This window comes from Streptomyces sp. G7(2002) (assembly GCF_028870195.1).
In the GTDB taxonomy this organism is placed as follows: Bacteria; Actinomycetota; Actinomycetes; order Streptomycetales; family Streptomycetaceae; genus Streptomyces; species Streptomyces nigrescens.
This window is the reverse complement of record NZ_CP102609.1, coordinates 7,811,130-7,832,917: the sequence shown is the minus strand read 5'-3', so window position 1 is coordinate 7,832,917 and position 21,788 is coordinate 7,811,130. Positions and strand designations below refer to the sequence as shown.

The window sequence follows — 21,788 nt, the reverse complement described above, 5'->3', positions numbered from 1 at the left end:
CCGACCGCCCCCGCACCTCAGGGCCGGACCCCGTCGTACGGCACCGGATGGCCGGCCGGGCGCCGCTCGTGCCAGCGCAGATCGTCCTGCAGCTGGGCGGCCAGCGAGATCAGCTGCGGCTCGCCGTGGGCCGGGCCGAGCAGCTGGGCGCCCAGCGGCAGACCGTCCGTGCTGAACCCGGCGGGGACGCTCACCCCCGGCCAGCCGAGGACATTCCACGGCCAGGCATACGGGCAGGCGGCGATCATGGCCTGATCCGTACGCCAGCCGCTGAGCTTGGCGAGGGTGCCGATCCGCGGCGGCGGAGTGGCCGTGGTCGGCGTCAGCAGCACGTCGTAGGGGCCGAACAGCGCGCCGATCCGCCGCTGTTGGCGCTTCTCGGCGGCGCGCGCCCGGCGTAGTACGGGCCCGCCGAGCAGCCGGCCCATCCGGGCCGCCTCCCGCGTCCGGCGGTCCAGGAGCGAGCGGTCGGGGACCCGGTCCGCCCACTCCCCCACCCCGGCCGTGGCACGCGGCACGAAGGCCAGCCCGACCAGCCCGTAGTCCGGCTCCGCCTCCTCGACGAAGTGCCCGAGGCGGGCCAGCGTACGGGCCACACCGGTCACCGCGGCCCGGACGTCGGGGTGCAGCGGCTTGGGCGTGAAGGTGAAGGCCGCCTTCCAGGACAGCGCGATCCGCAGCCGTCCCGGGTCGCGGCCGGCGGCCTCGCGGGCCGCGATGGCGGGCGGCCGGTGCAGATCGCCGTCGTGGTTGCCGCTGGCCACGTCCAGCAGCAGCGCCGCGTCCTCGACCGTACGGGCCAGCGGTCCGATACCGGTGATCCCCTGGAAGGCCTCGGGGTCCGGCCAGGTGGAGATGCGGCCGCGCTGGGGTTTGATGCCGACGAGATGGGACCAGGCGGCGGGGATACGGACCGAGCCGGCGCCGTCGGTGCCGAGGGCGGCGGGGACCAGCCCGGCCGCGACCGCGGCGGCCGAACCTCCGGACGAGCCGCCCGGAGTGTGGGCGAGGTTCCACGGGTTGCAGGTGTTGCCGAAGGCCGGGCCCTCGGTGAACGGCCACTGCCCCAGCTCGCAGGCGTTGGTCTTGCCGACGATGATGGCGCCGGCCGCGCGCAGCCGCCGGACGACCTCGGCGTCGCGCTCCTTGGGCGGGAACTCTCCGGCGCAGCCGAACGCGGTCGGCTCGCCCGCCACATCGGTGTCGTCCTTGACCGCGACCGGCACCCCGAGCAGCGGCAGCCGCTCCCCGGCCGCCAGCCTGCGGTCCGCCTCCGCGGCCTCCGCCATCGCCGCCTCGGCCCGTACCCGCCGGAAGGCGTTGACGGTGCCCTGGGTGGCCTCGATGCGCTCCAGCGACCGCCGTACCAGCGCGGTCGAGGTCACCCGGCCCTCGGCGAGCGCCCGTGCCTGCTCGGCGAGGCCCTCCAACTCGCCCGCCGTGGCACCGATGTGCCGGGCCGGGACCTGCCCGGTCTCGCTGTCCTGGCTCTCGTCAACGCTCACGCTGCGTGCCCTCCCTGGGACCGCTCATTCGAACGAACGGTCCCAGGAGGCTAATCGCCACCGCCATGACCATCAACGACGCCGCGCGGAGCGGAACATCGACGACACACGGACGGCACACAGCGGTCCGTCCGTGTCGGCGGTGTGACATCCGGCTCCCGCGCCGCGGGCGTTACGACCGGTGCACGACCCTCGCCGAGCCGCCGCCGCGCCGTACCTTTTCGGCCGCGGCCAGCCAGCGGCCGTCCGGCAGTCGCTGGACGCCGGTCGTCGCGCCGATCTCGGGGTTCTCCTTGAAGGCATGTCCGATCGCTTCGAGTTGCCGGCGGAGCGGGCTGTTCCACAGGCCGGGTTCGAGCTCGGTCCGGGCCGCGTTGCGCTGGCTGGCACGCGGTGCGGCGATGGCGTCGACCAGCGGCATTCCGCGGTCGAGGTGGTTGACCAGGGTCTGCAGCACGGTGGTGATGATGGTCGCGCCGCCGGGCGAGCCGAGCGCCACCACCGGCCGGCCGTGCCGCAGCACGATCGTCGGCGACATCGACGAGCGCGGCCGCTTGCCGGGCCCGGGCAGGTTCGGGTCATGCACGGAGGCGCTGGCGGGCGCGAAGGAGAAGTCGGTGAGCTCGTTGTTGAGCAGGAAACCACGGTGCGGGACGACGATGCCGCTGCCGCCGGTCTGCTCGATGGTCAGGGTGTAGGCGACGACATTGCCCCACTTGTCGGCAACGGTCAGATGGGTGGTGTTCTCCCCCTCGTACGTCGTCGGCGCGGCCCGTCCGCCCGTACCGCAGCGCTCGGGGTGGCGCGGGTCGCCGGGCGCGAGCGGGCTGGTCAGCGCCTTGTTGTCGTGGATGAGGCAGGCGCGGGCATCGGCGAACCGCTGGGAGGTCAGGCCCTTGGTCGGGACGTCCTCCTGCGCCGGGTCGCCGACCCAGCGGCCACGGTCGGCGAAGGCGATCCGGGCCGCCTCGATGAAGCGGTGCAGGTACTGCTTCTCGCTCAGCCGGGAGACCTCGCTCTTCTCCAGGATGTTGAGCGCCTCGGCGACGCTGGTGCCGCCGGAGGAGGACGGCGCCATGCCGTAGACGTCGAGCCCGCGGTAGCCGGTGTGGGTCGGCGCCTGGCTCAGGACCCGGTAGGCCCGTAGATCGCCCGCGGTCAGATCGCCGGGCCGTACCGTGCGCGGGGAGCCGGCGCGCACCGGCGGCTTGCGGACGGTGCGGACGATGTCCCGGCCGAGCGCCCCGTCGTAGAGCGCGCCGACGCCCTTCGTCGCCAACTCCCGGTACGTACGGGCAAGATCGGGGTTCTTCATGGTGGAGCCGACCACCGGGAGCTTGCCGCCGGGCAGGTAGAGGCGGGCGGACGCCGGGAAGTCGCGGAAGCGCGCCTCGTTGTCCGCGGTCTGCCGGCGGAAGGTCTCGTCGACCGTGAAGCCGTCCGCGGCCAGCCGCTGTGCGGGACGCAGGACCTGGTGCAGGGAGCGGCTGCCCCATTTGCGCAGGGCGGTGTCCCAGGTGGCGGCGGTGCCCGGGGTGCCGACGCTCAGCCCGCTGGTGACGACGTCGTCGAACGGGAGCGGGGTGCCGTTCTCCAGGAAGAGGTCCTTGCCGGCGGAGCGCGGGGCGGTCTCCCGGCCGTCGAGGGTGCGTACGGTCCTGGACCGGGCGTCGTAGGAGACGAAGTAGCCGCCGCCCCCGATGCCCGCGGAGTAGGGCTCGGTGACGCCGAGCGCGGCGGCGGTGGCGACCGCGGCGTCGACGGCGTTGCCGCCCTTCTTGAGCACCGAGATACCGGCGGCCGAGGCATCCGGGTCGACGCTGGAGACGGCCCCGCCGTGGCCGACGGCGACCGGGGTCTTCTCCGGTGTGACGGTGGTGGCGCGGTCCCGGTCCACGGGGGCGGGCCGCGCGGGCGCGGCGGATCCGGCGGCGGCCGGGACCACCACCAGGGAGCCGGCCAGCGCGGCCACTGCTCCCAGGACGGTGAGGCGTCGGGCTCTGGTCATACCGGGGTTTCCTCCAAGAGGGTGCACGGGGGCGGCAGGGGCCCGGAGCCTACTCGCGGCAACACCGCGCCGACAGAGGGCATTTCGGGCACGGGCCCCCGGTGGCGGCCGGGATCAGCTGCCCGTTTCCGTACGGATCAGGTATGCCCGTACGGACCGGGACAAGCCGTCCCAGCCGCCCGCCCCGCCCTCGAACACCCACCCGGAATGCCGCTACGCTCCCCGCCCATGGACGACACCCTGCTGCTCCTGACCGTGGCGGCCGCGGCCCTGATCGTGGGGCTGGCCGCCGGCTGGGCCGTGCAATCCGCGGTGGCCCGCCGGAAGCTGACCCGTGAGCAAGGCTTCTTCGGGCTGCCGGGCGGTTCGGAGTGCGTCCTGGTCACCCACCGGGACAGCTCCTCGGCCCACTGGAGCATCCCGCGCCATGACGCGCTGGCGCTGCTGGGACTGGCCGCGGTGATCGAGAACTGCGGTGCGCACCCCGAGGTCGCCCCGCACGACACCGGTCTCCAGGGCTTCGGGGCGCGCACCGAGTTCTGCGTCGGCGACCCGACCGCGCACCGCCGGCTGGCGGCCCATCTGGCGAATCTGCTGCCGGGTGTCGCGGTGCACCCCGGTGACGAGTCCGGCGCGGGCCGCGGCACCTTCACGATCGGCGGCTCGACGTACCGGATGGAGCCCGGCGCCGTCGAATATGTCCTGCTGGCCCGGCTGACCGCCGGAGAGGGCGACCGCCCGGTGTTCCTGGCGGCCGGCCAGCGCCCGGTCACCCACCGGGCCGCGGTCCGGCATCTCGTCCGCAACCGGGCCCGGCTGACCCGGAAGCACGGCACCGATGGCCAGTTCTGTCTGCTGCTGAAGGTGGTCAACTCGCAGGCGTACGGGCCCGATGTCGTGGAGCTGGTCGCGGATGTCACCAAGGCCGCGCTCACGGCCGCGGAGCCGAAGGGGCACCGGGCGGCGGCCTGAGCCCGGCGGGGTGGCGGTGATCCGGCCCGCCGGCCGCGGGCGTCGCGCCGGCCCACGGCCCGTGCGGCCCCGGCCCCTCCCCCTACACCTCCCCTACGCCTCCCCCGGCTCCTTGCCGGACGGGAGCCGATAGGGCACGTTGACCACCGTCACGCCCGGCGTGAACAGCAGCCGGGCCTTCAGCCGCAGTGCGCTCTGGTTGTGCAGCGGCTGCTCCCACCAGCGTCCGACGACGTATTCGGGGATGACGACCGTGACGGCGCCGCCCGGATACCGCGCACAGACATCCAGGATGTAGTCGATCACCGGCCCGGTGAAGTCCCGGTAGGGCGAGCTGAGCACCTGGAGCGGTACGTCGATGTCATGGGCGTCCCACTGCGCGCGCAGCTCCCGCACATCGCCGGGCTCGACCGCGACGGTCAGCGCCTCCAGCGAGGTGGGACGCATCGCGCGGGCATAGCCGAGGGCCTTGAGGGTCGGCGCGTGCAGGGAGTTGACCAGCACCCGCACATGGTTCCCGGCCGGTTCCCAGGGCCGGGCGCCGGGGGCGACCGCCAACTCCCGTTCGAGGCGCCCGTAGTGCTGGTGGATCGCGCGCATCCCCAGGAACAGCAGCGGCATGGCGATCACCACGATCCAGGCGCCGTGCAGGAATTTGGTGATCAGGACGATGATCAGGACCACCCCGGTGAGCACCGCGCCGACCGCGTTGATCGCCTGGGAGCGCCGGTGCCGCGCCCGCTCCCGTGACGGCAGCCCCGGCGCGGCGAGGACGCTCCGCCAGTGCCGGACCATGCCCGTCTGGGAGAGCGTGAAGGAGACGAAGACGCCGATGATGTAGAGCTGGATGAGGCGGGTGAGCTCCGCGTCGAACAGGATGATCAGCCCGATCGCGGCCAGCGCGAGCAGGATGATGCCGTTGGAGAAGACCAGCCGGTCCCCGCGGTTGTGCAGCTGCCGGGGCACGAACCCGTCCTCGGCGAGGATCGACGCCAGCATCGGGAAGCCGTTGAAGGCGGTGTTGGCGGCGAGGATCAGCACCCCGGCCGTGAACGCCTGCAGCAGGTAGAAGAGCGTGTCGAGGTCGCCGAAGGTGGCCCGGGCGATCTGGGCGAGCGCGGTGGAGGTCGGGGTGCCCGGCGGCAGCCCGAGTTCGGTGGGCTGCACCGCGACATGCACGTCGTAGAGCATGGCCAGAATCGTGATCCCGCCGAACATGGTGACCGAGAAGAACCCCATGACCAGCAGCGTGGTGGCGGCATTGCGGCTCTTCGGCCGGCGGAAGGCGGGCACTCCGTTGCTGATCGCCTCGACACCGGTCAGCGCGGTGCAGCCGGAGGCGAAGGCGCGCATCCCCAGCAGGACCAGCGCCAGCCCCGTGTAGGGCGAGACGGCGTGCAGCGGCAGGTCGGCGGACTCGGCGCGGATATGCGCGCCGGTGGCCATCCGTACGGCCGCGAACGCGAACATCAGGTAGATGAAGAAGACGAATCCATAGGTGGGGACGGCGAAGACCCGGCCCGATTCCCGTACCCCGCGCAGATTCATCAGGGCCAGCAGTGCCACGAACCCGACGGACAGCGCCACGTCATGGCCGCCGAGGGACGGGATCGCGGAGGTGATCGCGGCGACGCCGGAGACGACGGACACCGCGACGGTCAGCACATAGTCCACCAGCAGCGCGCTGGCCGCGGTGAGCGCCGCGCTCCGCCCGAGGTTCTGGGCGCTGACGCGGTACGCCCCGCCGCCGCTGGGATAGGCGTAACAGGTCTGCCGGTAGGACGCCACGACCACGACCAGCACGAGCACGATGGCGGCCGCGGCGTACCAGGTCAGGTGGAGCAGCGCGATCCCGCCGAGGCCGACGACCAGCAGGATTTCCTCGGTGGCATAGGCGACCGAGGACAGCGGGTCACTGCAGAAGATCGGTAGCGCCAGTCGCTTCGGCAGCAGCGTCTCACCGAGCCGCGCACTGTCCAGCGGACGGCCCACCATCATCCGCTTCGGCCTGAAGAATTGGCTCATAGGCGGACAAGCTATGGGCCGCCCGGCAGCGGGAGAGGGAGGCTCGCGGGCCCGCGCCGCATCGCGGCCGGTGCTCCGGCGCCCTCCGGCGGCGGCTGCCGGGGCGGCCCGCGGGTGCGGGCCGATCGGGTACGGAACCCGCCCGCCCCGGTGTCGCTCCCGTACCCGCCGAAGGCCGCGTGAGAGCACGTGAGGGGTGGACTCCGATAGGCATACGCGCACCCGGCGGAAGTTCCTGCAGGCCGCGGTCGTGGTCGGTGCGCTCTCCGCCGCCCGGGTCCTGTTCTCCTCCGACGGCGGCGCTCCGGAGACCGGTCCGCGGCCGTCGGCCCCGACCCGTCCGACGCAGCCACCTGCCACCTCGGCCGGGCCGCCGCTGCCTGCCGAGTACGCCGGCCCGGCGAGCGCCCCGGGCCCGTTCCGGCTCCGCCCGATGGCCGGCGAGACCTCCCGCTCCGGGCCGGGCGCCTCACCCCCGCACCCCGATGTCGCCTTCCGTCTGTCCACCGACCGCCGGGAAATCTTCCTCACCTTCGACGACGGGCCGCACCCCGCCCACACCCCCGAAATCCTGCGGATCCTGCGCCGCCACGACACCCGCGCCACGTTCTTCGTCATCGGCGAGAACGCCCTGGAGTTCCCCGACCTGCTGCGCGCCCTCGCCGACGACGGCCATGCCGTCGCCAACCACACCTGGACCCATCCGCAGCTCACCACGCTGCCGCCGGGCCTCGTCCGCAGCGAACTCGGCCGCACCAGCGACCTGATCGAGGACGTCCTCGGCGCCGCTCCCGACCTCGCCCGCGCCCCGTACGGCGACTGGGACGAGACCTCGCTGAGCATCTGCAACGCCCTGGGCATGTCTCCCGTCGGCTGGGCGGTCGACTCGCAGGACTGGACCGTCCCCGGCGCGGAGACCATCGCCTACACCGTCCTGGACCAGATGCACCCCGGGGCGATCGTGCTGTCGCACGACGGGGGCGGCGAGCGCAGCCAGACCGTCGAGGCACTGGACTGGTATCTGCCGCGGCTGCTGGACGACGGTTATCGGCCGATCCGTATCGAGCCCTGACGAGGGGCCCGCGCGGGTCGGCGGGGCCGGTCACGGGTGGGAGCGGTCACCAGGTGGCCGAAAACCGACCCAATGGTTTATCGTTCAATTGGAAGCGGGTGCCGTCCCGAGGGTGCCGCACGGCCCTCTCCGGGAAGCCGGCCCACCGCCGCTCGGCAGCAGGCCCGGAGGCCACCGCCGTCGCCGCCCGCGCCCCCCGAAACCGCCCCGGCCGAATTCCCCCGTTCGGCCGGGGCTTCCCCGTTCTCAGCGCAGATGCGACGCCCCGTTGATGTCCAGCACCGCCCCGGAGGACCAGAGCGCCTCGGGCGAGGCGAGGTAGTGGACGGCGGACGCCACGTCCCGGGGGGCGGCGACCCGGCCGAACGGGCTCTGCTGCTGTACGTCCTCCGTGAGACGGTCCGCGACCCGCTCGGTCGCCACGAATCCCGGAGCCACGGAGGCCACACCGATGCCGTAGGGCGCCAGGTGGACCGCCAGCGACTGGCCCATCGCATGCAGCGCCGCCTTGGACGCGCCGTACGCCGGGTGATCCGGTTCACCGCGGAACGCGCCCCGCGACCCGATGTTGACGATCCGCCCCTCCACCTCCCGCTCGATCATGTTCCGCGCCGCGCAGTAGCTGACGTGCGCCGCCCCCAGCAGATTCACGTCCACGACCTGCCGCCAGGCGCTCTGCCAGTCCTCGAACGAGGTGCGGTCCAGGGGGTGCGCCACGTTCGCGGCCGCGTTGTTGACGAGCACATCGACCCCGCCCAGCCCGTCCACGGCCGCGTCGACCAGCGCCGCCGCGCCCTCGGGCGTACTCACATCCCCCTGCACCAGCACATGCCCGCTCCCCGCCAGCCCCGCGAACGCCTCCTCCGCGGCCGCCCGCCGCGACGCGTAATGCAGCGCGACCCGGTCCCCGTGCGCGGCGAAGATCTCGGCCACCGCCCGCCCGATCCCCCGCGACGCCCCGGTCACCAGCACCGCCCGGCTCATCGGGCACCCCCCGCCCCGGCACACGTTCCACGGCAACAGCCGGAACACCCAAGGGACATACCGAGCTCAACAGGCGCCCAGGAATGGTTCATCAACAGATCGGTCCTTACCTCGTGCCGTGCCACAAGTGATCGTAAGGAATCGTAAGGAGCCGTACGGGCAGCAGGAACGGCCAGGCGACGACGGCAACGCACCAACCGCATCCGCTACACCGCGGAAGCCGAGCGCGATCCGCTCATGGCTTCACCGGAAGAGCTGCCTCAGGCGTGCCTGAATCAGCGGTAGGCCGACCGTGGGCACGTCATAGTGGCCGGCCCCCTCGAAAACGGCGAGGTTGATGTCGTTGGCGTTGGCCAGCATCTTGTTGACGACGTGGTAAGTGACAGAGCTCGGGCTGGTGATGTCATCGGCCCCGTAGAGCCAGAGGACCGATCCCGGCAGTGTCGAGTTCTCCAGCTTTCCTTGGTTCCGTTCGAAGAATCGCCTGTTCTCCGGCAGCGAGTTCGGACGGTTTCCGCGGATCCCCGGATATGAGGACAAGCGGCGGGAAGGCGAGGAATTCAGATAGCTTTTGATGTCACGCTTGACCATGGCATTCAGATCGTCCAGACACGTCCGCCAGTCCTGCTGATAGAACTTCAGCATATTCTGGCCGTAGATCCTTTCGGGGGCGACACGATAGCCCGCATAGCGTTGGGTTTTCGTGAAATAGATGGTCTCCGCGTTGGCGAAGACAAGCTGGTCGATCTGATGTTCCGTGGGCGTGGTCCCGGGCTTGGAGCCGTTGGCGATGTCCCGCCACAGGAGCTTGTTCATGGCGGGGACGTCCGGGACGGGGGCGAGGGAAATCGTCCCCCGGTAGTCCAGAGCGGGCTCTGCCTTCTTGGACAGCCGGGAGTAGTATGCGGCGGCGAGTGCAGCAAATCCCCCTTCGGACCAACCAGCCGGCACCCATTTCCCGGACGCCTTTCCGCCGAGATACCGTTTCGCGGCGACTGCGGCGAAAATCATGGACTTGCCCTGGCTTGAGAGATGGTAATAGCCGTGTCCGGCCGTGACGCCCGCTGCCACCGGACCCATCCCCTCGTAGTCCGGGGCCACAACAGCAATGCCCATCTTCAGGACGGCCGCCAACAACGCGGCGTTCGGCTGGTCAGCCCATTTTTTGTGTTCCTGGAGCTGGACGCTCGGTGCGCACTCCGGGGCCCATCCGACGGTCCCGTGACCCCATACGAAAAGTGGCCAGCCGCCGGCCGGCGGAGATTTTCTGGGAGTGAACAGCATGGCGGTTGCATTGATCCGTTTTCCTTGCATGCCCGGCATGCGGTAGACGACCAGTTTCCCGTCGGCCAGGGTGGACAGTTCGCGGGGCACGTTGCGCAGCGGCGCGGGAGTGCCCACCACGTCGCCGTTGCCCGTGTTCTCCCCGGAACCGTCGGAGTCTCCCGAGGGCGTGACGAATCCGCAGCCGGTGAGGACCATCGCCAGCAGCAGAGCAGCCGCCGGTTTGCCCGACCGCTTGATGCGCCCCCTAAGACTGCCTACCCGCCGGCCTCCTTTCCTGGGAGGGAAGCGGCGGACGCCTGACCGGAGCGGGTGTGCGCACACGGCGGCTTCACTCATTGCTGATGATCGCACCTGTGCCTACTTCCTGTCGTCCCTCTCCCGGCCAAATACCCAGGACTGCTCGATGCCGGGAGCCGTGCTCTGTGACGCTAGGCGCTGCGGCTCGTTCGTGCCTGCTCAGCGCCGGTCTGATGGACCGTTGGGTCGGCATGACCACGTATGCCGCCGGGGGACTGGGTGAACGGTCCACCGGACGGCGTCTCCAGCAGGCGGCGGCTGACCCCAGCGCTTAGCGTCACCGGCAGCACAGGTCTCCCGGCTTTGATCTTGCTGACGGACCTTCCCGGGCGGCTCAGGAATGTGACACATCGCGATGGAGAGACGATGGCAGAGGGAAAGCCGTGGGCTCGCAGGGCCAGGCGGATGAGCCGCGCCCCAGGGACCTGCGCACTGGCCGCGGGGCTCGCCTTCGCGTGCTGTGTGGTTCCCGCCGAGGCGAGTTCGCCCCCAGGGCCCCGCTTGTGTGCGACCGAGCCGGCGCCTCCGTCGGGGAGCCCCCCTGCGCCGGAGCTGATCACCTCGGGCCCCGGCGTGTGGAGTTTCGTCTCGGCGCCGAGACTTCGTCCCATGCGGGTCAGCGTGACCGCGCAGCGCCCGGGAACGGCAACCGGGAAAATCTTCACCGGCCCGTACACCATCAGCAGCCCGATGATCGGCCAGACCGGAGCGCTGATTTCCGACAACTCCGGTGAGCCGGTCTGGTTCCGGCCGCTGCCCTCAACCAGCCTGCAGAACGCCGACTTCAAGGTGCAGACCTATCACCACCCCCGGAACGGCACGTCGGAGCCCGTGCTGACCTGGTGGCAGGGGTCCATCGCGATCCCGCCCGCATACACCAACCTGCCAGGCGGCGCCCCCGAACCGGGCGGGTGTTACTACATCTACGACAGCCACTACCACCTGGTCAGAACGGTTTTCGCCCGTCACGGCTTCCATCCGGACGAGCACGAATTCATCCTGACCCGCAGAGGAACCGCACTGTTCATCGCGACCAAGCCGGTCCCCATGGACCTCAGCCCCTACGGCGGTCCGGAGGACGGCGCCATCCTGGACAGCGAGGTTCAGGAGGTCGACCTCGCCACGGGGGAACTCGTCTTCTCGTGGGACATTCTCGATCACGTCGATCCGACCGAATCCGAGGTGCCCGCCTCCGATGCGTCGTCATCCGGCGGAGTGTGGGACGCCTACCACATGAACTCGATCGACGAAGGACCCCATGGTGAAGTGCTGGTCTCGGCACGCAACATGTGGGCGGCCTACGACATCTCCAGAAGGACCGGCCGGATCCGCTGGCAACTCGGCGGAAAAAAGAGCGACTTCACCTTCGGCCCGAATGCGGACTTCTACTGGCAACACGACGTCAGGTTCCGGCCGGAGGGCCGGATCAGCATGTTCGACGACGGCTGCTGCAGCCAGCCGGACGGCACACCCGAGCAGCAGTCACACGGCCTGATCCTCAACCTCAACTTCGCGCGCCGCCGGGCGACCGTCCACAAGACCTACTACCACGCACCGCCCTTGTACTCCGCCTCCCAAGGGAACACCCAGGCCCTTCCCAACGGGAACCAGTTCATCGGGTGGGGCCAGAATTCCTACTACTCGGAGTACGCGTATCCGGGAAACTCCCAGAACAACGGCTCGCAGAGCCTGCTCTACGACGCGAAGATGCCGGGATCCAACATCTCGTACCGTGCCTTCCGCAACCAATGGGTCGGCCGGCCGTACTACCCGCCGAGTGCGGCGGCACGAGCCAGGGGCGGACACGGCGTCGTCTACGCCTCGTGGAACGGCTCCACGGAGACCAGAGGGTGGCAACTGCTCGCCGGACCCCGTCCCCACTCCCTGCGGGTCGTCCGCGGACGCGTCCCCCGCACCGGGTTCGAGACGGCCCTCGCGACAGCGAACCGGGGCCCGTACTTCCAGGTCAGGGCGCTTGACGCACACGGGCGGGGGCTCGGTACTTCGAGAGTCGTGACGCTGACCAGGTGACGGCGGGCACGGCACCACGTGAGCGCGGGCACCATGGCTTACATGGCGGGACTTTGCGTGCACGCCCTAGGTTCGGTGGATGCCTTTCGACCACAACGACCACTACCACCGTCTGCTGTTACGGCACCTGCCGCGCGGCTGCCGCACCGCCCTCGACGTCGGGTGCGGGACCGGCCGGTTCGCGCGCCGGCTGGCCGGGCTGGGGCTCGATGTCCATGCGGTCGATCCGTCGGCCGAAGTCCTCGCACGGGCCCGGGCCGCGGACGGGGAAGTCGCGGACGGAGGCGGACTGCCCCGCTATGAGCACGCGGACATCACCCAGCTGGAACTGCCCGACGGGCACTACGGGTTCATCTCCTGCCTGGCGAGCCTCCATCACATGCCGTTCGACACGGTCACCGCGCTGCGCAAGGCCCTCGCACCGGGCGGAGTGCTGGTCGTCCTGGGCTGCTATCAGGAGAAGTCACCGGCCGACTGGGGCTGGGGGCTGGCTGCCGCGCCGGTGAATGCGGGGATCAGGCTCACCGTCGGCGCCTCGGAGAGGCTCCGTCCCTCCGGTACGGCTCCGGTGAAACCACCCGTCGCACCGCCGGGCATGCCGCTCCCCCGCATCCGCCGGGAGGCCGCCGCGCTGCTCCCCGGGTGCCGGATCCGCCGGCTGCTCTTCTGGCGCTATCTGCTGGTGTTCCGCAAGGAAGCGCTCCCCACCGGCGCTTGACGCCGGTGACGCACCCGTTCGGCCGACACCCGTATTCCCCGGTGGGCATGCCGCGGCGGCGGAACCGGCGTTGACTGCTGCCTGTCCGTATGTGCCAGGAGCGCCGGCCCGCATCGGGAGCAGCTATGTCGTTGCCGAGGAATCCGAGCGGGGCGGCCGCACTCGGCGCGTCCGGCGACAAGGGGCTGCTGCGCAGGACCGGCGAGTGGTGTGCCCGGCACTTCGTCGTCGTCCTGGTGCTGTGGCTGGTCGCCCTGGCGGGGCTGCAGTTCCTGCAGCGTACGTACGGCGGGGAGTACTCCGACGACTTCGCGCTGCCCGGGGTCCAGTCGACGCGGGGCCGCGAGGTGCTCCAGGAGCACGAGCCGAAGGCCGGGGGCTACAGCAGCCAGGTCGTGCTGCATGACGCGGCCGAGCCGCTGACGGACTTCCGCGACGAGATCGACGGCGCCGTCACCGCTCTCGGCAAGCTGCCGGATGTGCTGTCCGCGCAGAACCCGCTGCCGTCGCCCGGCGCACCGCCCGCCAAACCGCCGCCGGGGACGCCCGACGTCGGCCCGCTGTCCACCGACGGCCGGACCGCGTACATCACGGTGCGGTTCAGTGTGCAGCCGTCCACTCTGAAGCCGGACTATCTGCACGGGGTCGACTCGGCCGTGCGGCCGCTGCGTTCCGCGGGTGTGGAGGTGGAGTACGGCGGGCCGCTGGGCGAGCTGGCCCGGCCCGAGCCCGACGACCGGACCAGTGAGGTGATCGGCTTCGGGGTGGCGATCCTGGTGCTGCTGGTCGGCTTCGGAAGTGTCCTGGCCGCCGGTGTGCCGCTGTTGACCGCGCTGATCGGCGCCCTGTGCGGGCTGGCGTGTCTGGGGCTGATCGCCGCCGTCTTCGTCTTCGCCACCGTCTCCCCCACCCTGGCCACGATGATCGGCCTCGGCGTCGGCATCGACTATGCGCTCTTCCTGATCACCCGGCACCGGCAGAACCTCATGGACGGTGCGGATCCGGTCACCGGGGCGGGGCGGGCCGTGGCGACCAGCGGCCGGGCGGTGCTGGTGTCCGGCTGCACGGTCATCATCGCGCTGATGGGGCTGTGGGTCTCGGGCGTCTCCTTCATCGGCAAGCTGGGTGTGGCGGCCGCCATCACCGTGGTCTCGGCGGTGCTCGGCGCGCTCACCCTCGTACCGGCGCTGCTCGGGCTGATCGGCCGCCGGATCGACCGGCTCCGGGTCCGCCGCCCGATCGCCGAGACGGACGCCGGACCGGGTGAGGCGGCGCAGGGCACCTGGCACCGGTACGCACAGCGGGTGGAGCGCCGCCCGTGGTGGTATCTGGCCGGTGGGGTGGTCATCGTGGTCGTGCTCGCCATCCCCGTCTTCTCCATCCAGCTGGGGCACATCGGCGACGGCGCGGACCCGAAGTCGTTCACCGACCGGCGCGCCTTCGACCTGATGTCCTCGGCGTTCGGCCCCGGCTCCAACGGCCCGCTGACCCTCGTCATCGACGAGTCCGCTGTCCCGCAGGCGGACCGCCCGATGCTGGCGACACAGGCACGGAAGGTGCTCACGGATGTCCCGGGCGCGGCCTTCATCACCCCGCTGAAGGCCACCCCGGACGGCGCGGTGCTGACCGGGACCGCCTACTCCACCCAGGCCCCGCAGAACGCGGACACCACGGATCTGGTCAACCGGCTCAAGCACGATCTGCTGCCCGCGGCCGTGAAGGGGACCGACGCGCACGGCTATGTGACCGGTACGACCGCCGGCCAGGTGGACTTCCTGGACATCGTCTCCAGCCGGCTTCCGCTGATCATCGCCGTGGTCGTCGCGCTCGCCTTCGTCATCATCCTGGCCGTCTTCCGGGGCGTGCTGGTCGCGGTGAAGGCGGCGGTGCTCAACGTCCTGTCGATCGCCGCCTCGTACGGGGTGGTGGTGGCGGTCTTCCAGTGGGGCTGGGGCGGGCCGGCACTCGGGGTCTCGGGCACGGTGCCGATCGAGAGCTATGTGCCGATGATGATGTTCGCGATCGTCTTCGGGCTGAGCATGGACTACGAGATCTTCCTGCTGTCGCGGGTGCACGAGGCATGGCTGCGCACCGCCGACGCGAAGGCGAGCGTGGCGCACGCCCTGGAGATCACCGCCCGGGTGATCACCTGCGCCGCACTGATCATGGTGAGCGTGTTCGCCGCGTTCATCATCAGCGACAACATCGTGGTGAAGATGCTGGGCCTCGGGCTGGCCGTGAGCGTACTGATCGACGCCACGGTGGTCAGACTGCTGCTGGTCCCCGCGGTGATGACGCTGCTGGGCCCGGCGGCCTGGTGGACGCCCCGGTGGCTGGACCGGATCCTGCCGCATGTCCGTACGGAGGGCGAGGAACAGCTGCCCGCGGAGGGACCGCCGCGCGGGGACGCCCCTCGGAGCGGGGCACGTCCGGGCGGGGGCGGCTGAGCACCCGGGAGGGACCGCCTCGCCCGGCCGCGTGCCGGTCTGCGAACGTCCCCGTATCGCCCGCCCGCATGCCGATCTGCGAACGCCCCCGGATCGCCCGATCATCGAACCATGGCCCCGTCCGCCGAGCGTGGCTCGGCCTCCTACCCCGTGATCCGGCCGATGCTGGCCACGGTCGGCCCGCTGCCTGCCGGGAACGAGGAGGCGGCCTGGGCGTTCGAGGCCAAATGGGACGGTGCGCGCTGCATCGTCAACACCTCCGGCGACGGCACGATCCGGCTGGTGACCCGGGCGGGCAACGACGCGACCGGCACCTACCCGGAGCTGGCGCCGCTGGGTGAGCAGCTGCGGGGCCGGACCGCGGTGCTCGACGGTGAGGTGGTGGTGCTGGACGCGCGCGGACGGCCCGACTTCGGGCTGCTGCAGCGCCGGATGGGTGTGGTGAACCCGCGCCGTACGGCCCGGCTGGCCATGGAGTACCCCGTACACCTCGTCCTCTTCGACCTGATGTATCTGGACGGCTCGCTGCTCGGGTCGCCGTATTACGAGCGCCGGTCCCTGCTGTCCGGGCTGGGGCTGCGCGGCCCGAACTGGTCGGCGCCCGGATATGTGGAGGGCCATGGGCAGCAGGCGTGGGACGCCTCGCTGCAGGCCGGTCTGGAAGGGGTGGTGGCAAAGCGGCTGACCTCGGCTTATCTGCCGGGTGTGCGGTCACCCGAGTGGCGCAAGACCAAGCATCTGCTGACCCTCGACGTGATCATCGGAGGCTGGACGGAAGGCCATGGCGGGCTGGCCGGACTCCCCGGTTCCGTCCTGGCGGGCGTGGCGGAACCCGCGGGGCTGCGCTATGTCGGTTCGGTCGGCTCGGGGCTGTCCGACCGGGAGCGCCATGAGCTGGCCCGGTACCTGGACGTGATCCGGCTCGACCGGTCCCCGTTCCTCAACCCGGTGGAGTTGGCGGGGGTGCACTGGGCAGAGCCCCGGCTCGTCGCCGAGATCACGCTCACCGGCTGGACCTCGGCCGGCCGGCTGCGGCATCCGATCTGGCACCGGCTGCGCCCCGATCTCACCCACCTCGGCTGAGCCGGGCCTCCCGTGGCCCGGCCGCGGCCGTGCGCCGGGCGGCTGACGCGGGGGAAAACCCGCCCCCGTCAGGGAAGGCTCGCCCTGAGGACCCGGAGCAACCGCAGACGGAAGGAGTCGGTGATGCCCCACCCCGATGCCGGCAACAACGGCGGCACCACGGGCGGCACCTCGGACGCCGCCACCGACGCCGCCACCGACGCCGCCACCGACGGCAATGTCGCGTACGGCAGGAAGCCCTTCAAGCGGTCCAGGAGCCACTTCGCGGACCGCGTCACGGCGGACGGCCGCGACGGCTGGCCGGTCGAGGCCGGCCGCTACCGGCTGGTGGTCAGCCGCGCCTGCCCCTGGGCGAGCCGCGCCGTCATCTCACGACGGCTGCTCGGCCTGGAGGAGGCGGTCTCGCTCGCCCTCACCGACCCGATCCAGGACGACCGCAGCTGGCGCTTCACCCTGGATCCGGGCGGCCGCGACCCCGTACTCGGCATCCGCTTCCTCAGCGAGGCCTACGACGCCCGCGAGAGGGACTACCCCGGCGGGGTCAGCGTCCCCGCCCTCGTCGACGTGCCCAGCGGTCAGCTCGTCACCAACGACTTCCAGCAGATCACCCTGGACTTCGCGACGGAGTGGACGGCGCTGCACCGGCCCGGCGCGCCCGATCTGTATCCGGAGCCGCTGCGCGAGGAGATCGACATCGTCATGGCGGGCGTCTACCGGGACGTCAACAACGGCGTGTACCGGGCCGGTTTCGCCACCGGGCAGAGCGAGTACGACGCCGCCTTCCGCGATCTGTTCCGGCGCCTGGACCTGCTGTCCGAGCGCCTCCATGACCGCCGCTACCTCGTCGGTGACACCCTCACGGAGGCCGACATCCGGCTGTTCACCACGCTGGTCCGCTTCGACGCCGTCTACCACGGGCACTTCAAGTGCAACCGGTTCAAGCTGGCCGAGGACCCGGTGCTGTGGGCCTACGCCAAGGACCTCTTCCAGACGCCCGGCTTCGGCGACACCGTCGACTTCCACCACATCAAGCAGCACTACTACCGGGTACACACAGGCATCAACCCGACCGGAATCGTCCCGGACGGTCCGGACCTCTCCGGCTGGCTGACACCGCACCACCGTGAGGAGTTGGGCGGCCGGCCGTTCGGTGACGGCACCCCGCCGGGCCCGGTGCCGCCGGCCGAGGAGGTTCCGCCCAGCGGCCGCCCCGAGCATCTGCTGACCGGCTCCGATGCGCGTCCGCACCCCGGGGACGGACCTGACCCCGGCACCCCGGCCATGAGATCCTGAGAACAGACAGGGACAGACACGCACAAGCGGTGCACCGGAGCTTCCCGAGGAGGCGCCGAGCACCCGGGCTCCCGGTTCGCCGCCGCGCTCCACCCGCCCCACGCCCTCCACGCGAGGAGTGAGCCAGATGAGGATGGTTCTGACGGCCCGGATACCGACCGAGACAGGCAACGAAGTGATCCAGAACGGCAGTCTGCCGAAGATCATGGAGACGGCCATCGCCGCCCTGCAGCCGGAGGCGGCCTACTTCACCCTCGACGACGGTGAACGCACCGCCTACTTCTACTTCGAGATGACGGAGTCGTCGCAGATGCCGACGCTCCTCGAATCGTTCTTCATGGATCTGCACGCGAAGGTCTCGCTGCAGCCCGTGATGAACACGGCGGAACTGCGCACCGGTCTCGGACACCTGATGAGCGGCACCTGATGAGCGGCACCTGATGAGCGGCACCTGAGCCGCCGCCCGCCCGGCCCGGCGCCCCCTCACTCCGCCCCGGTGTCCTCCGGCGCCCCCTGCGCCAGCCCGGCCAGGACGTCGAGCGCCCCGGCCAGGACGTCGAGGGGCGGCGAGGCGAGCGCCAGACGTACGGCGTTGGGGGCGTGGCCCGGGCCGATGGCGAACGCTCCGGACGGGGTGACGGCGATCCCGTGGCGCGCGGCGGCGGCGACGAAGGTGTCGGCCCGCCAGGGGTCCGGCAGTTCCCACCAGCAGTGATACGCCTGTGGATCGGCCCGGACCCGGAAGCCGGCCAGCCGTTCGGCGGCGATGCGCTGACGTGCCGCGGCATCGGCGCGCTTCTCCTCCTCGACGGCCGCCGCGGTGCCGTCGGCCATCCAGCGGGTGGCCGCGTCGAGTGCGAAGCGGGAGGCGGTCCAGGTGCCCGCCCTGAGGGCGGTCGCGAAGTCCTGTGTGGCGCCGTCGGGCACCGTGAGGAATCCCAGTGTCAGTCCGGGCGCGAGCCGCTTGGACAGACTGTCGATGACCACCGTGCGCTCCGGTGCGAGGGCGGCGAGCGGGGACAGGTCGTGGCGGAGGAACCCGTAGATCGCGTCCTCGATGGCGTAGAGGTCCAACTCCCGCAAGATGTCCGCGAGTTCCGTACGCCGACCGGCAGGCATGGTGTGGCCCAGCGGGTTGTGGAGGGCGGGCTGGACGTAGACGGCGCGCAGCGGAGGGGCGGTGCGCAGCGCCTCGGGGGTCGGGCCGTGCTCGTCCATGGCGAGGGGGACGAGCGTGACGCCGAGGCGGGCCGCGATGCCCTTCACGACGGGGTAGGTGAGCGCTTCGACGCCGAGCCGCTCACCGGCCGGGACCAGCGCGGCGATCGCGGCGGCCACCGCCTGCCGGCCGTTGCCCGCGAAGAGCAGCTGGCGGGGATCGGGGGCCCAGTCACCACGGGCGAGATGCGCGGCCGCGGCCTGACGGGCCACGTCCGTGCCGACGGCCCCCACCGGGCGGAGCGCGCCGGCCAGGGCGTCGGGGCGCAGCAGATGCCCCAGGCTCTTGGCGAGCAGCGCGGGCTGGCCGGGCAGTACGGGGAAGTTCAGCTCCAGGTCGACCCGGGCCTCGCCCGGCTCGGCCAGGGCGGGCTCGGTGGCGGGCGCGGCGGTGCGGACGAAGGTGCCGCGGCCGACCTCGCCCACCGTCAGCCCGCGTCGGCTCAATTCCCGGTACACCCGGGCCGCGGTCGAGCTCGCGATGCGCCGGTCACGGGCGAACCGGCGCAGCGGCGGCAGCCGGTCCCCCGGGCGGAGGCGGCCGGCGGCGATCTCCGCCGCGAGTTCCTCGGCAATCACGCGATAGTCGTCCATCGCTCACTCCCCCATGGCACCCGAAGCACATTGCACCGAGCGCAATATTTACATTGCACCGAGAGATTGCCCTCTATAGCATCGAGGCGTCAAGCCGCAGCGGAGGGGACGGTCCATGAGTTCGGTCTTTTGCCGAGAGATCACTGTCGGGTACGAGGACGAGGGCAGCGGTGAGCCGCTGGTGCTGGTGCACGGTCACCCCTTCGACCGCTCGATGTGGCGCCCGCAGACCGAGCACTTCAGCCGGGCCGGATGGCGGGTGATCGCCCCGGATCTCCGTGGCTACGGGGAGAGCACGGTCGTCCCCGGCACGACCCCGCTGGAGACCTTCGCCCGCGACCTCCTCGCCCTGCTCGACGGGCTCGGCATCGAGCGCTTCGTCCTCGGCGGTCTGTCCATGGGCGGCCAGATCGTCATGGAGTGCTACCGGCTCTTCCCGGAGCGGATACGGGGCCTGGTGTTCGCCGACACCTTCGCCGCGGCGGAGACCGAGGAGGGCAGGACCGCGCGCCGGGACATGGCGGCGCGACTGCTCCGCGAGGGCATGTCCGGCTATGCGCAGGAGGTGCTGGGCAAGATGGTGTCCCCGCACACCCTCACCCACCGGCCGGAGGTCGCCGCCCACGTCCTCGCCATGATGACGGCCGCGCCTCCCGAGGGTGCGGCTGCCGCACTGCGCGGCCGTGCCGAACGCCCCGACTACACGCACCTGCTGTCGCAGACAGCGGTACCGGCCCTGGTGGTGGTCGGCACGGAGGACGCCTACACCCCCGTGAGCGACGCCCGCGACATCCATGCGCGGGTCCCGGACGCCACACTGTCGGTCATCGAGCAGGCGGGCCATCTGCCGAATCTGGAACGGCCGGACGAGTTCAACGCCGCGCTGGCGGAGTTTCTCCACTCCCTGCCCGACAGCGCGGAACCGGCGGCGGCGAGCGGCTGACGCCGGACGGGACAGGGCGCGGGGGGCCGGCTACCTCACACGCCCGCCCGCCCCTCAACGTCCTTCAACGTCCTTCAGTGCGCGTCGTAGATGCCCCGATAGTGGCCGAGCGCGGTCTCGTGCACCTTGCGGTCGCTCCAGTGGTCGAAGCGCCCCGGCGCCAGTCGGGCGGGGTCCACGGCGGGCCTCCCCGTTTCCAGCAGCATGGCCGCCACCTGCCGGCCGACGCCGGCGGCATGGGTCACCCAGCTCGCCTCCGCTACCCACAGTCCGGGCACCTCGGCCACCGGGCCGACCAGCGGCAGCTCGTCGGGCGTCAGGGCGAAGACACCATTGAGCCGGCGCCCCGGCGAGGCCTGCCGGAAGGCCGGGACGAGCCGGCGCGCCTCGGCGAGCGCCGAGCCGAAATCAGCCTCCTGGAACGGCACTTCGGCACTGTCACGGGTGGCGGACGGCTCCCAGGGCAGGGGGCGGTGCGCATAGCTGCCCAGGCCGTAGCGGCGGCCGTGGCGGCGGGTGTAGACGGCATGGTCGGGGTAGCGCACGATCGGTGCGTCGATGGGGGTGTCGTCGAGCTCGGGCCGCTCGGCGGTGAAGACGTACGGATGCTGGACATCCACCATCGGCAGCCGCACCCCCACCCCGGCGGCCAGCACCGGGCCCCAGATGCCGGTGGCCAGCACGACCCGGTCGGCCCGCAGCAGTTCGCCCGTCGTGCCGGTGCGCATCCCGACGAGGCGCCCTCGGTCCTCCTCCAGCGCCTGTACGGGCGTCCGCCAGCGGAAGCGGGCACCGGCCGACTCGGCGGCGGCGACGAGGAGCCGGGTCAGGGCGGCCGGATCGGCGGCCCCGTCGGACGGGATGTGCAGCGCCCCCAGCGCCCGCTCGGCATCGACCAGTGCGGGAGCCAGCGCCACGGCCTCCGCCGCGTCGAGCACCCGCGCCTCGATGCCCAGCCCACGGCCCTGCGCGACATCCTGATGGGCCTGCGCGAGGCGCTCCTCGGTGGTGGCCACTTCGAGGCAGCCGACCTGCCAGAAGGCCGGCTCGTCCGCGGCGGCGGACAGTGCCCGGTACGTGGCCACGCTGTCCTTCGCCAGTACGGCCAGCTCCGGTGTGGCGCTGAGCTGGCCGACGAACCCCGGAGCCAGGCCCGTTGACCCGGGAAGCGCCTCCGGGCCCCGGGAGTCCAGCACGGTCACCCGCTCATGGCCGAGCCGCGTCAGGTGATACGCCACCGAAGCGCCCACCACACCGGCCCCGACGACCAGCACCTCTTCTCCCGCGGCCATACCGCTCCCCCACTCCCGA

General features: G+C 71.6%; 16 protein-coding genes. 9 read left to right on the top strand and 7 right to left on the bottom strand.

Features of this window, described 5'->3' with window-relative positions:
- Positions 1–17: 17 nt before the first annotated feature.
- Positions 18–1,505 (bottom strand): amidase, encoded by a 1,488-nt coding sequence (locus NUT86_RS33570; protein WP_018090427.1) that lies wholly within the window; start codon positions 1,503–1,505, stop codon positions 18–20.
- Between the two features lie 172 nt (positions 1,506–1,677).
- Positions 1,678–3,513 carry a gamma-glutamyltransferase gene (ggt, locus tag NUT86_RS33565; RefSeq protein ID WP_274739100.1) on the bottom strand — a complete coding sequence of 612 codons (1,836 nt, stop codon included), beginning with the start codon at positions 3,511–3,513 and terminating at the stop codon, positions 1,678–1,680.
- 228 nt (positions 3,514–3,741) lie between these two features.
- On the opposite strand from ggt, the gene NUT86_RS33560 reads away from it, so the two are divergent.
- On the top strand, positions 3,742–4,485 hold the full coding sequence (locus NUT86_RS33560) for a hypothetical protein (RefSeq protein WP_266444542.1): 744 nt from the start codon (positions 3,742–3,744) through the stop codon (positions 4,483–4,485).
- Positions 4,486–4,578: 93 nt separating this feature from the next.
- Here the strand turns inward: NUT86_RS33560 and NUT86_RS33555 are convergent, their stop codons facing one another.
- On the bottom strand, positions 4,579–6,510 hold the full coding sequence (locus NUT86_RS33555; protein WP_274739098.1) for an APC family permease: 1,932 nt from the start codon (positions 6,508–6,510) through the stop codon (positions 4,579–4,581).
- Between the two features lie 196 nt (positions 6,511–6,706).
- On the opposite strand from NUT86_RS33555, the gene NUT86_RS33550 reads away from it, so the two are divergent.
- On the top strand, positions 6,707–7,582 hold the full coding sequence (locus NUT86_RS33550) for a polysaccharide deacetylase family protein (protein ID WP_274739096.1): 876 nt from the start codon (positions 6,707–6,709) through the stop codon (positions 7,580–7,582).
- Positions 7,583–7,828: 246 nt separating this feature from the next.
- Here the strand turns inward: NUT86_RS33550 and NUT86_RS33545 are convergent, their stop codons facing one another.
- Positions 7,829–8,566, bottom strand: a complete 738-nt coding sequence (locus NUT86_RS33545; protein ID WP_274739095.1) for an SDR family NAD(P)-dependent oxidoreductase — start codon at positions 8,564–8,566, stop codon at positions 7,829–7,831.
- A gap of 243 nt (positions 8,567–8,809) precedes the next feature.
- The gene (locus tag NUT86_RS33540) at positions 8,810–10,048 is read right to left on the bottom strand and encodes an alpha/beta hydrolase family protein (protein ID WP_159485242.1); all 1,239 of its coding nucleotides are present in this window, start codon (positions 10,046–10,048) and stop codon (positions 8,810–8,812) included.
- A gap of 711 nt (positions 10,049–10,759) precedes the next feature.
- Between NUT86_RS33540 and NUT86_RS33535 the strand changes: the two genes are divergently transcribed.
- From NUT86_RS33535 to NUT86_RS33510, 6 genes are all read left to right on the top strand, one after another.
- Positions 10,760–12,181, top strand: coding sequence for an arylsulfotransferase family protein (locus tag NUT86_RS33535; protein ID WP_274739092.1), 1,422 nt, complete (start codon positions 10,760–10,762; stop codon positions 12,179–12,181).
- 79 nt (positions 12,182–12,260) lie between these two features.
- Positions 12,261–12,899 carry a class I SAM-dependent methyltransferase gene (locus NUT86_RS33530; protein ID WP_274739090.1) on the top strand — a complete coding sequence of 213 codons (639 nt, stop codon included), beginning with the start codon at positions 12,261–12,263 and terminating at the stop codon, positions 12,897–12,899.
- A gap of 125 nt (positions 12,900–13,024) precedes the next feature.
- Positions 13,025–15,346: an MMPL family transporter gene (locus tag NUT86_RS33525; protein WP_274739088.1), complete on the top strand. Its 2,322-nt coding sequence runs from the start codon at positions 13,025–13,027 to the stop codon at positions 15,344–15,346.
- A 111-nt stretch (positions 15,347–15,457) separates the two neighbouring features.
- The gene (gene ligD, locus NUT86_RS33520) at positions 15,458–16,429 is read left to right on the top strand and encodes a non-homologous end-joining DNA ligase (protein WP_109894219.1); all 972 of its coding nucleotides are present in this window, start codon (positions 15,458–15,460) and stop codon (positions 16,427–16,429) included.
- Positions 16,430–16,552: 123 nt separating this feature from the next.
- Positions 16,553–17,722, top strand: a complete 1,170-nt coding sequence (locus tag NUT86_RS33515) for a glutathione S-transferase family protein (protein ID WP_274739085.1) — start codon at positions 16,553–16,555, stop codon at positions 17,720–17,722.
- 127 nt (positions 17,723–17,849) lie between these two features.
- Positions 17,850–18,149: a hypothetical protein gene (locus NUT86_RS33510; protein ID WP_026169769.1), complete on the top strand. Its 300-nt coding sequence runs from the start codon at positions 17,850–17,852 to the stop codon at positions 18,147–18,149.
- A gap of 56 nt (positions 18,150–18,205) precedes the next feature.
- Here the strand turns inward: NUT86_RS33510 and NUT86_RS33505 are convergent, their stop codons facing one another.
- Entirely contained in the window at positions 18,206–19,534 is a 1,329-nt protein-coding gene (locus tag NUT86_RS33505) for an aminotransferase-like domain-containing protein (RefSeq protein WP_274739084.1), read from the bottom strand.
- A gap of 115 nt (positions 19,535–19,649) precedes the next feature.
- On the opposite strand from NUT86_RS33505, the gene NUT86_RS33500 reads away from it, so the two are divergent.
- Positions 19,650–20,477, top strand: a complete 828-nt coding sequence (locus NUT86_RS33500) for an alpha/beta fold hydrolase (protein ID WP_274739083.1) — start codon at positions 19,650–19,652, stop codon at positions 20,475–20,477.
- A gap of 74 nt (positions 20,478–20,551) precedes the next feature.
- On the opposite strand, the gene NUT86_RS33495 is transcribed toward NUT86_RS33500, so the two are convergent.
- Positions 20,552–21,769 (bottom strand): NAD(P)/FAD-dependent oxidoreductase, encoded by a 1,218-nt coding sequence (locus NUT86_RS33495; RefSeq protein ID WP_274739082.1) that lies wholly within the window; start codon positions 21,767–21,769, stop codon positions 20,552–20,554.
- Between the last annotated feature and the right edge of the window lie 19 nt (positions 21,770–21,788).

Bases quoted from the DNA above. Each gene is read 5' to 3' on its own strand.
- ggt (WP_274739100.1), bottom strand. From the start codon at position 3,513: ATGACCAGAGCCCGACGCCTCACCGTCCTGGGAGCAGTGGCCGCGCTG.
- NUT86_RS33560 (WP_266444542.1), top strand. From the start codon at position 3,742: ATGGACGACACCCTGCTGCTCCTGACCGTGGCGGCCGCGGCCCTGATC.
- NUT86_RS33555 (WP_274739098.1), bottom strand. From the start codon at position 6,510: ATGAGCCAATTCTTCAGGCCGAAGCGGATGATGGTGGGCCGTCCGCTG.
- NUT86_RS33545 (WP_274739095.1), bottom strand. From the start codon at position 8,566: ATGAGCCGGGCGGTGCTGGTGACCGGGGCGTCGCGGGGGATCGGGCGG.
- NUT86_RS33540 (WP_159485242.1), bottom strand. From the start codon at position 10,048: ATGGTCCTCACCGGCTGCGGATTCGTCACGCCCTCGGGAGACTCCGAC.
- NUT86_RS33535 (WP_274739092.1), top strand. From the start codon at position 10,760: ATGCGGGTCAGCGTGACCGCGCAGCGCCCGGGAACGGCAACCGGGAAA.
- NUT86_RS33530 (WP_274739090.1), top strand. From the start codon at position 12,261: ATGCCTTTCGACCACAACGACCACTACCACCGTCTGCTGTTACGGCAC.
- NUT86_RS33525 (WP_274739088.1), top strand. From the start codon at position 13,025: ATGTCGTTGCCGAGGAATCCGAGCGGGGCGGCCGCACTCGGCGCGTCC.
- ligD (WP_109894219.1), top strand. From the start codon at position 15,458: ATGGCCCCGTCCGCCGAGCGTGGCTCGGCCTCCTACCCCGTGATCCGG.
- NUT86_RS33515 (WP_274739085.1), top strand. From the start codon at position 16,553: ATGCCCCACCCCGATGCCGGCAACAACGGCGGCACCACGGGCGGCACC.
- NUT86_RS33510 (WP_026169769.1), top strand. From the start codon at position 17,850: ATGAGGATGGTTCTGACGGCCCGGATACCGACCGAGACAGGCAACGAA.
- NUT86_RS33505 (WP_274739084.1), bottom strand. From the start codon at position 19,534: ATGGACGACTATCGCGTGATTGCCGAGGAACTCGCGGCGGAGATCGCC.
- NUT86_RS33500 (WP_274739083.1), top strand. From the start codon at position 19,650: ATGAGTTCGGTCTTTTGCCGAGAGATCACTGTCGGGTACGAGGACGAG.
- NUT86_RS33495 (WP_274739082.1), bottom strand. From the start codon at position 21,769: ATGGCCGCGGGAGAAGAGGTGCTGGTCGTCGGGGCCGGTGTGGTGGGC.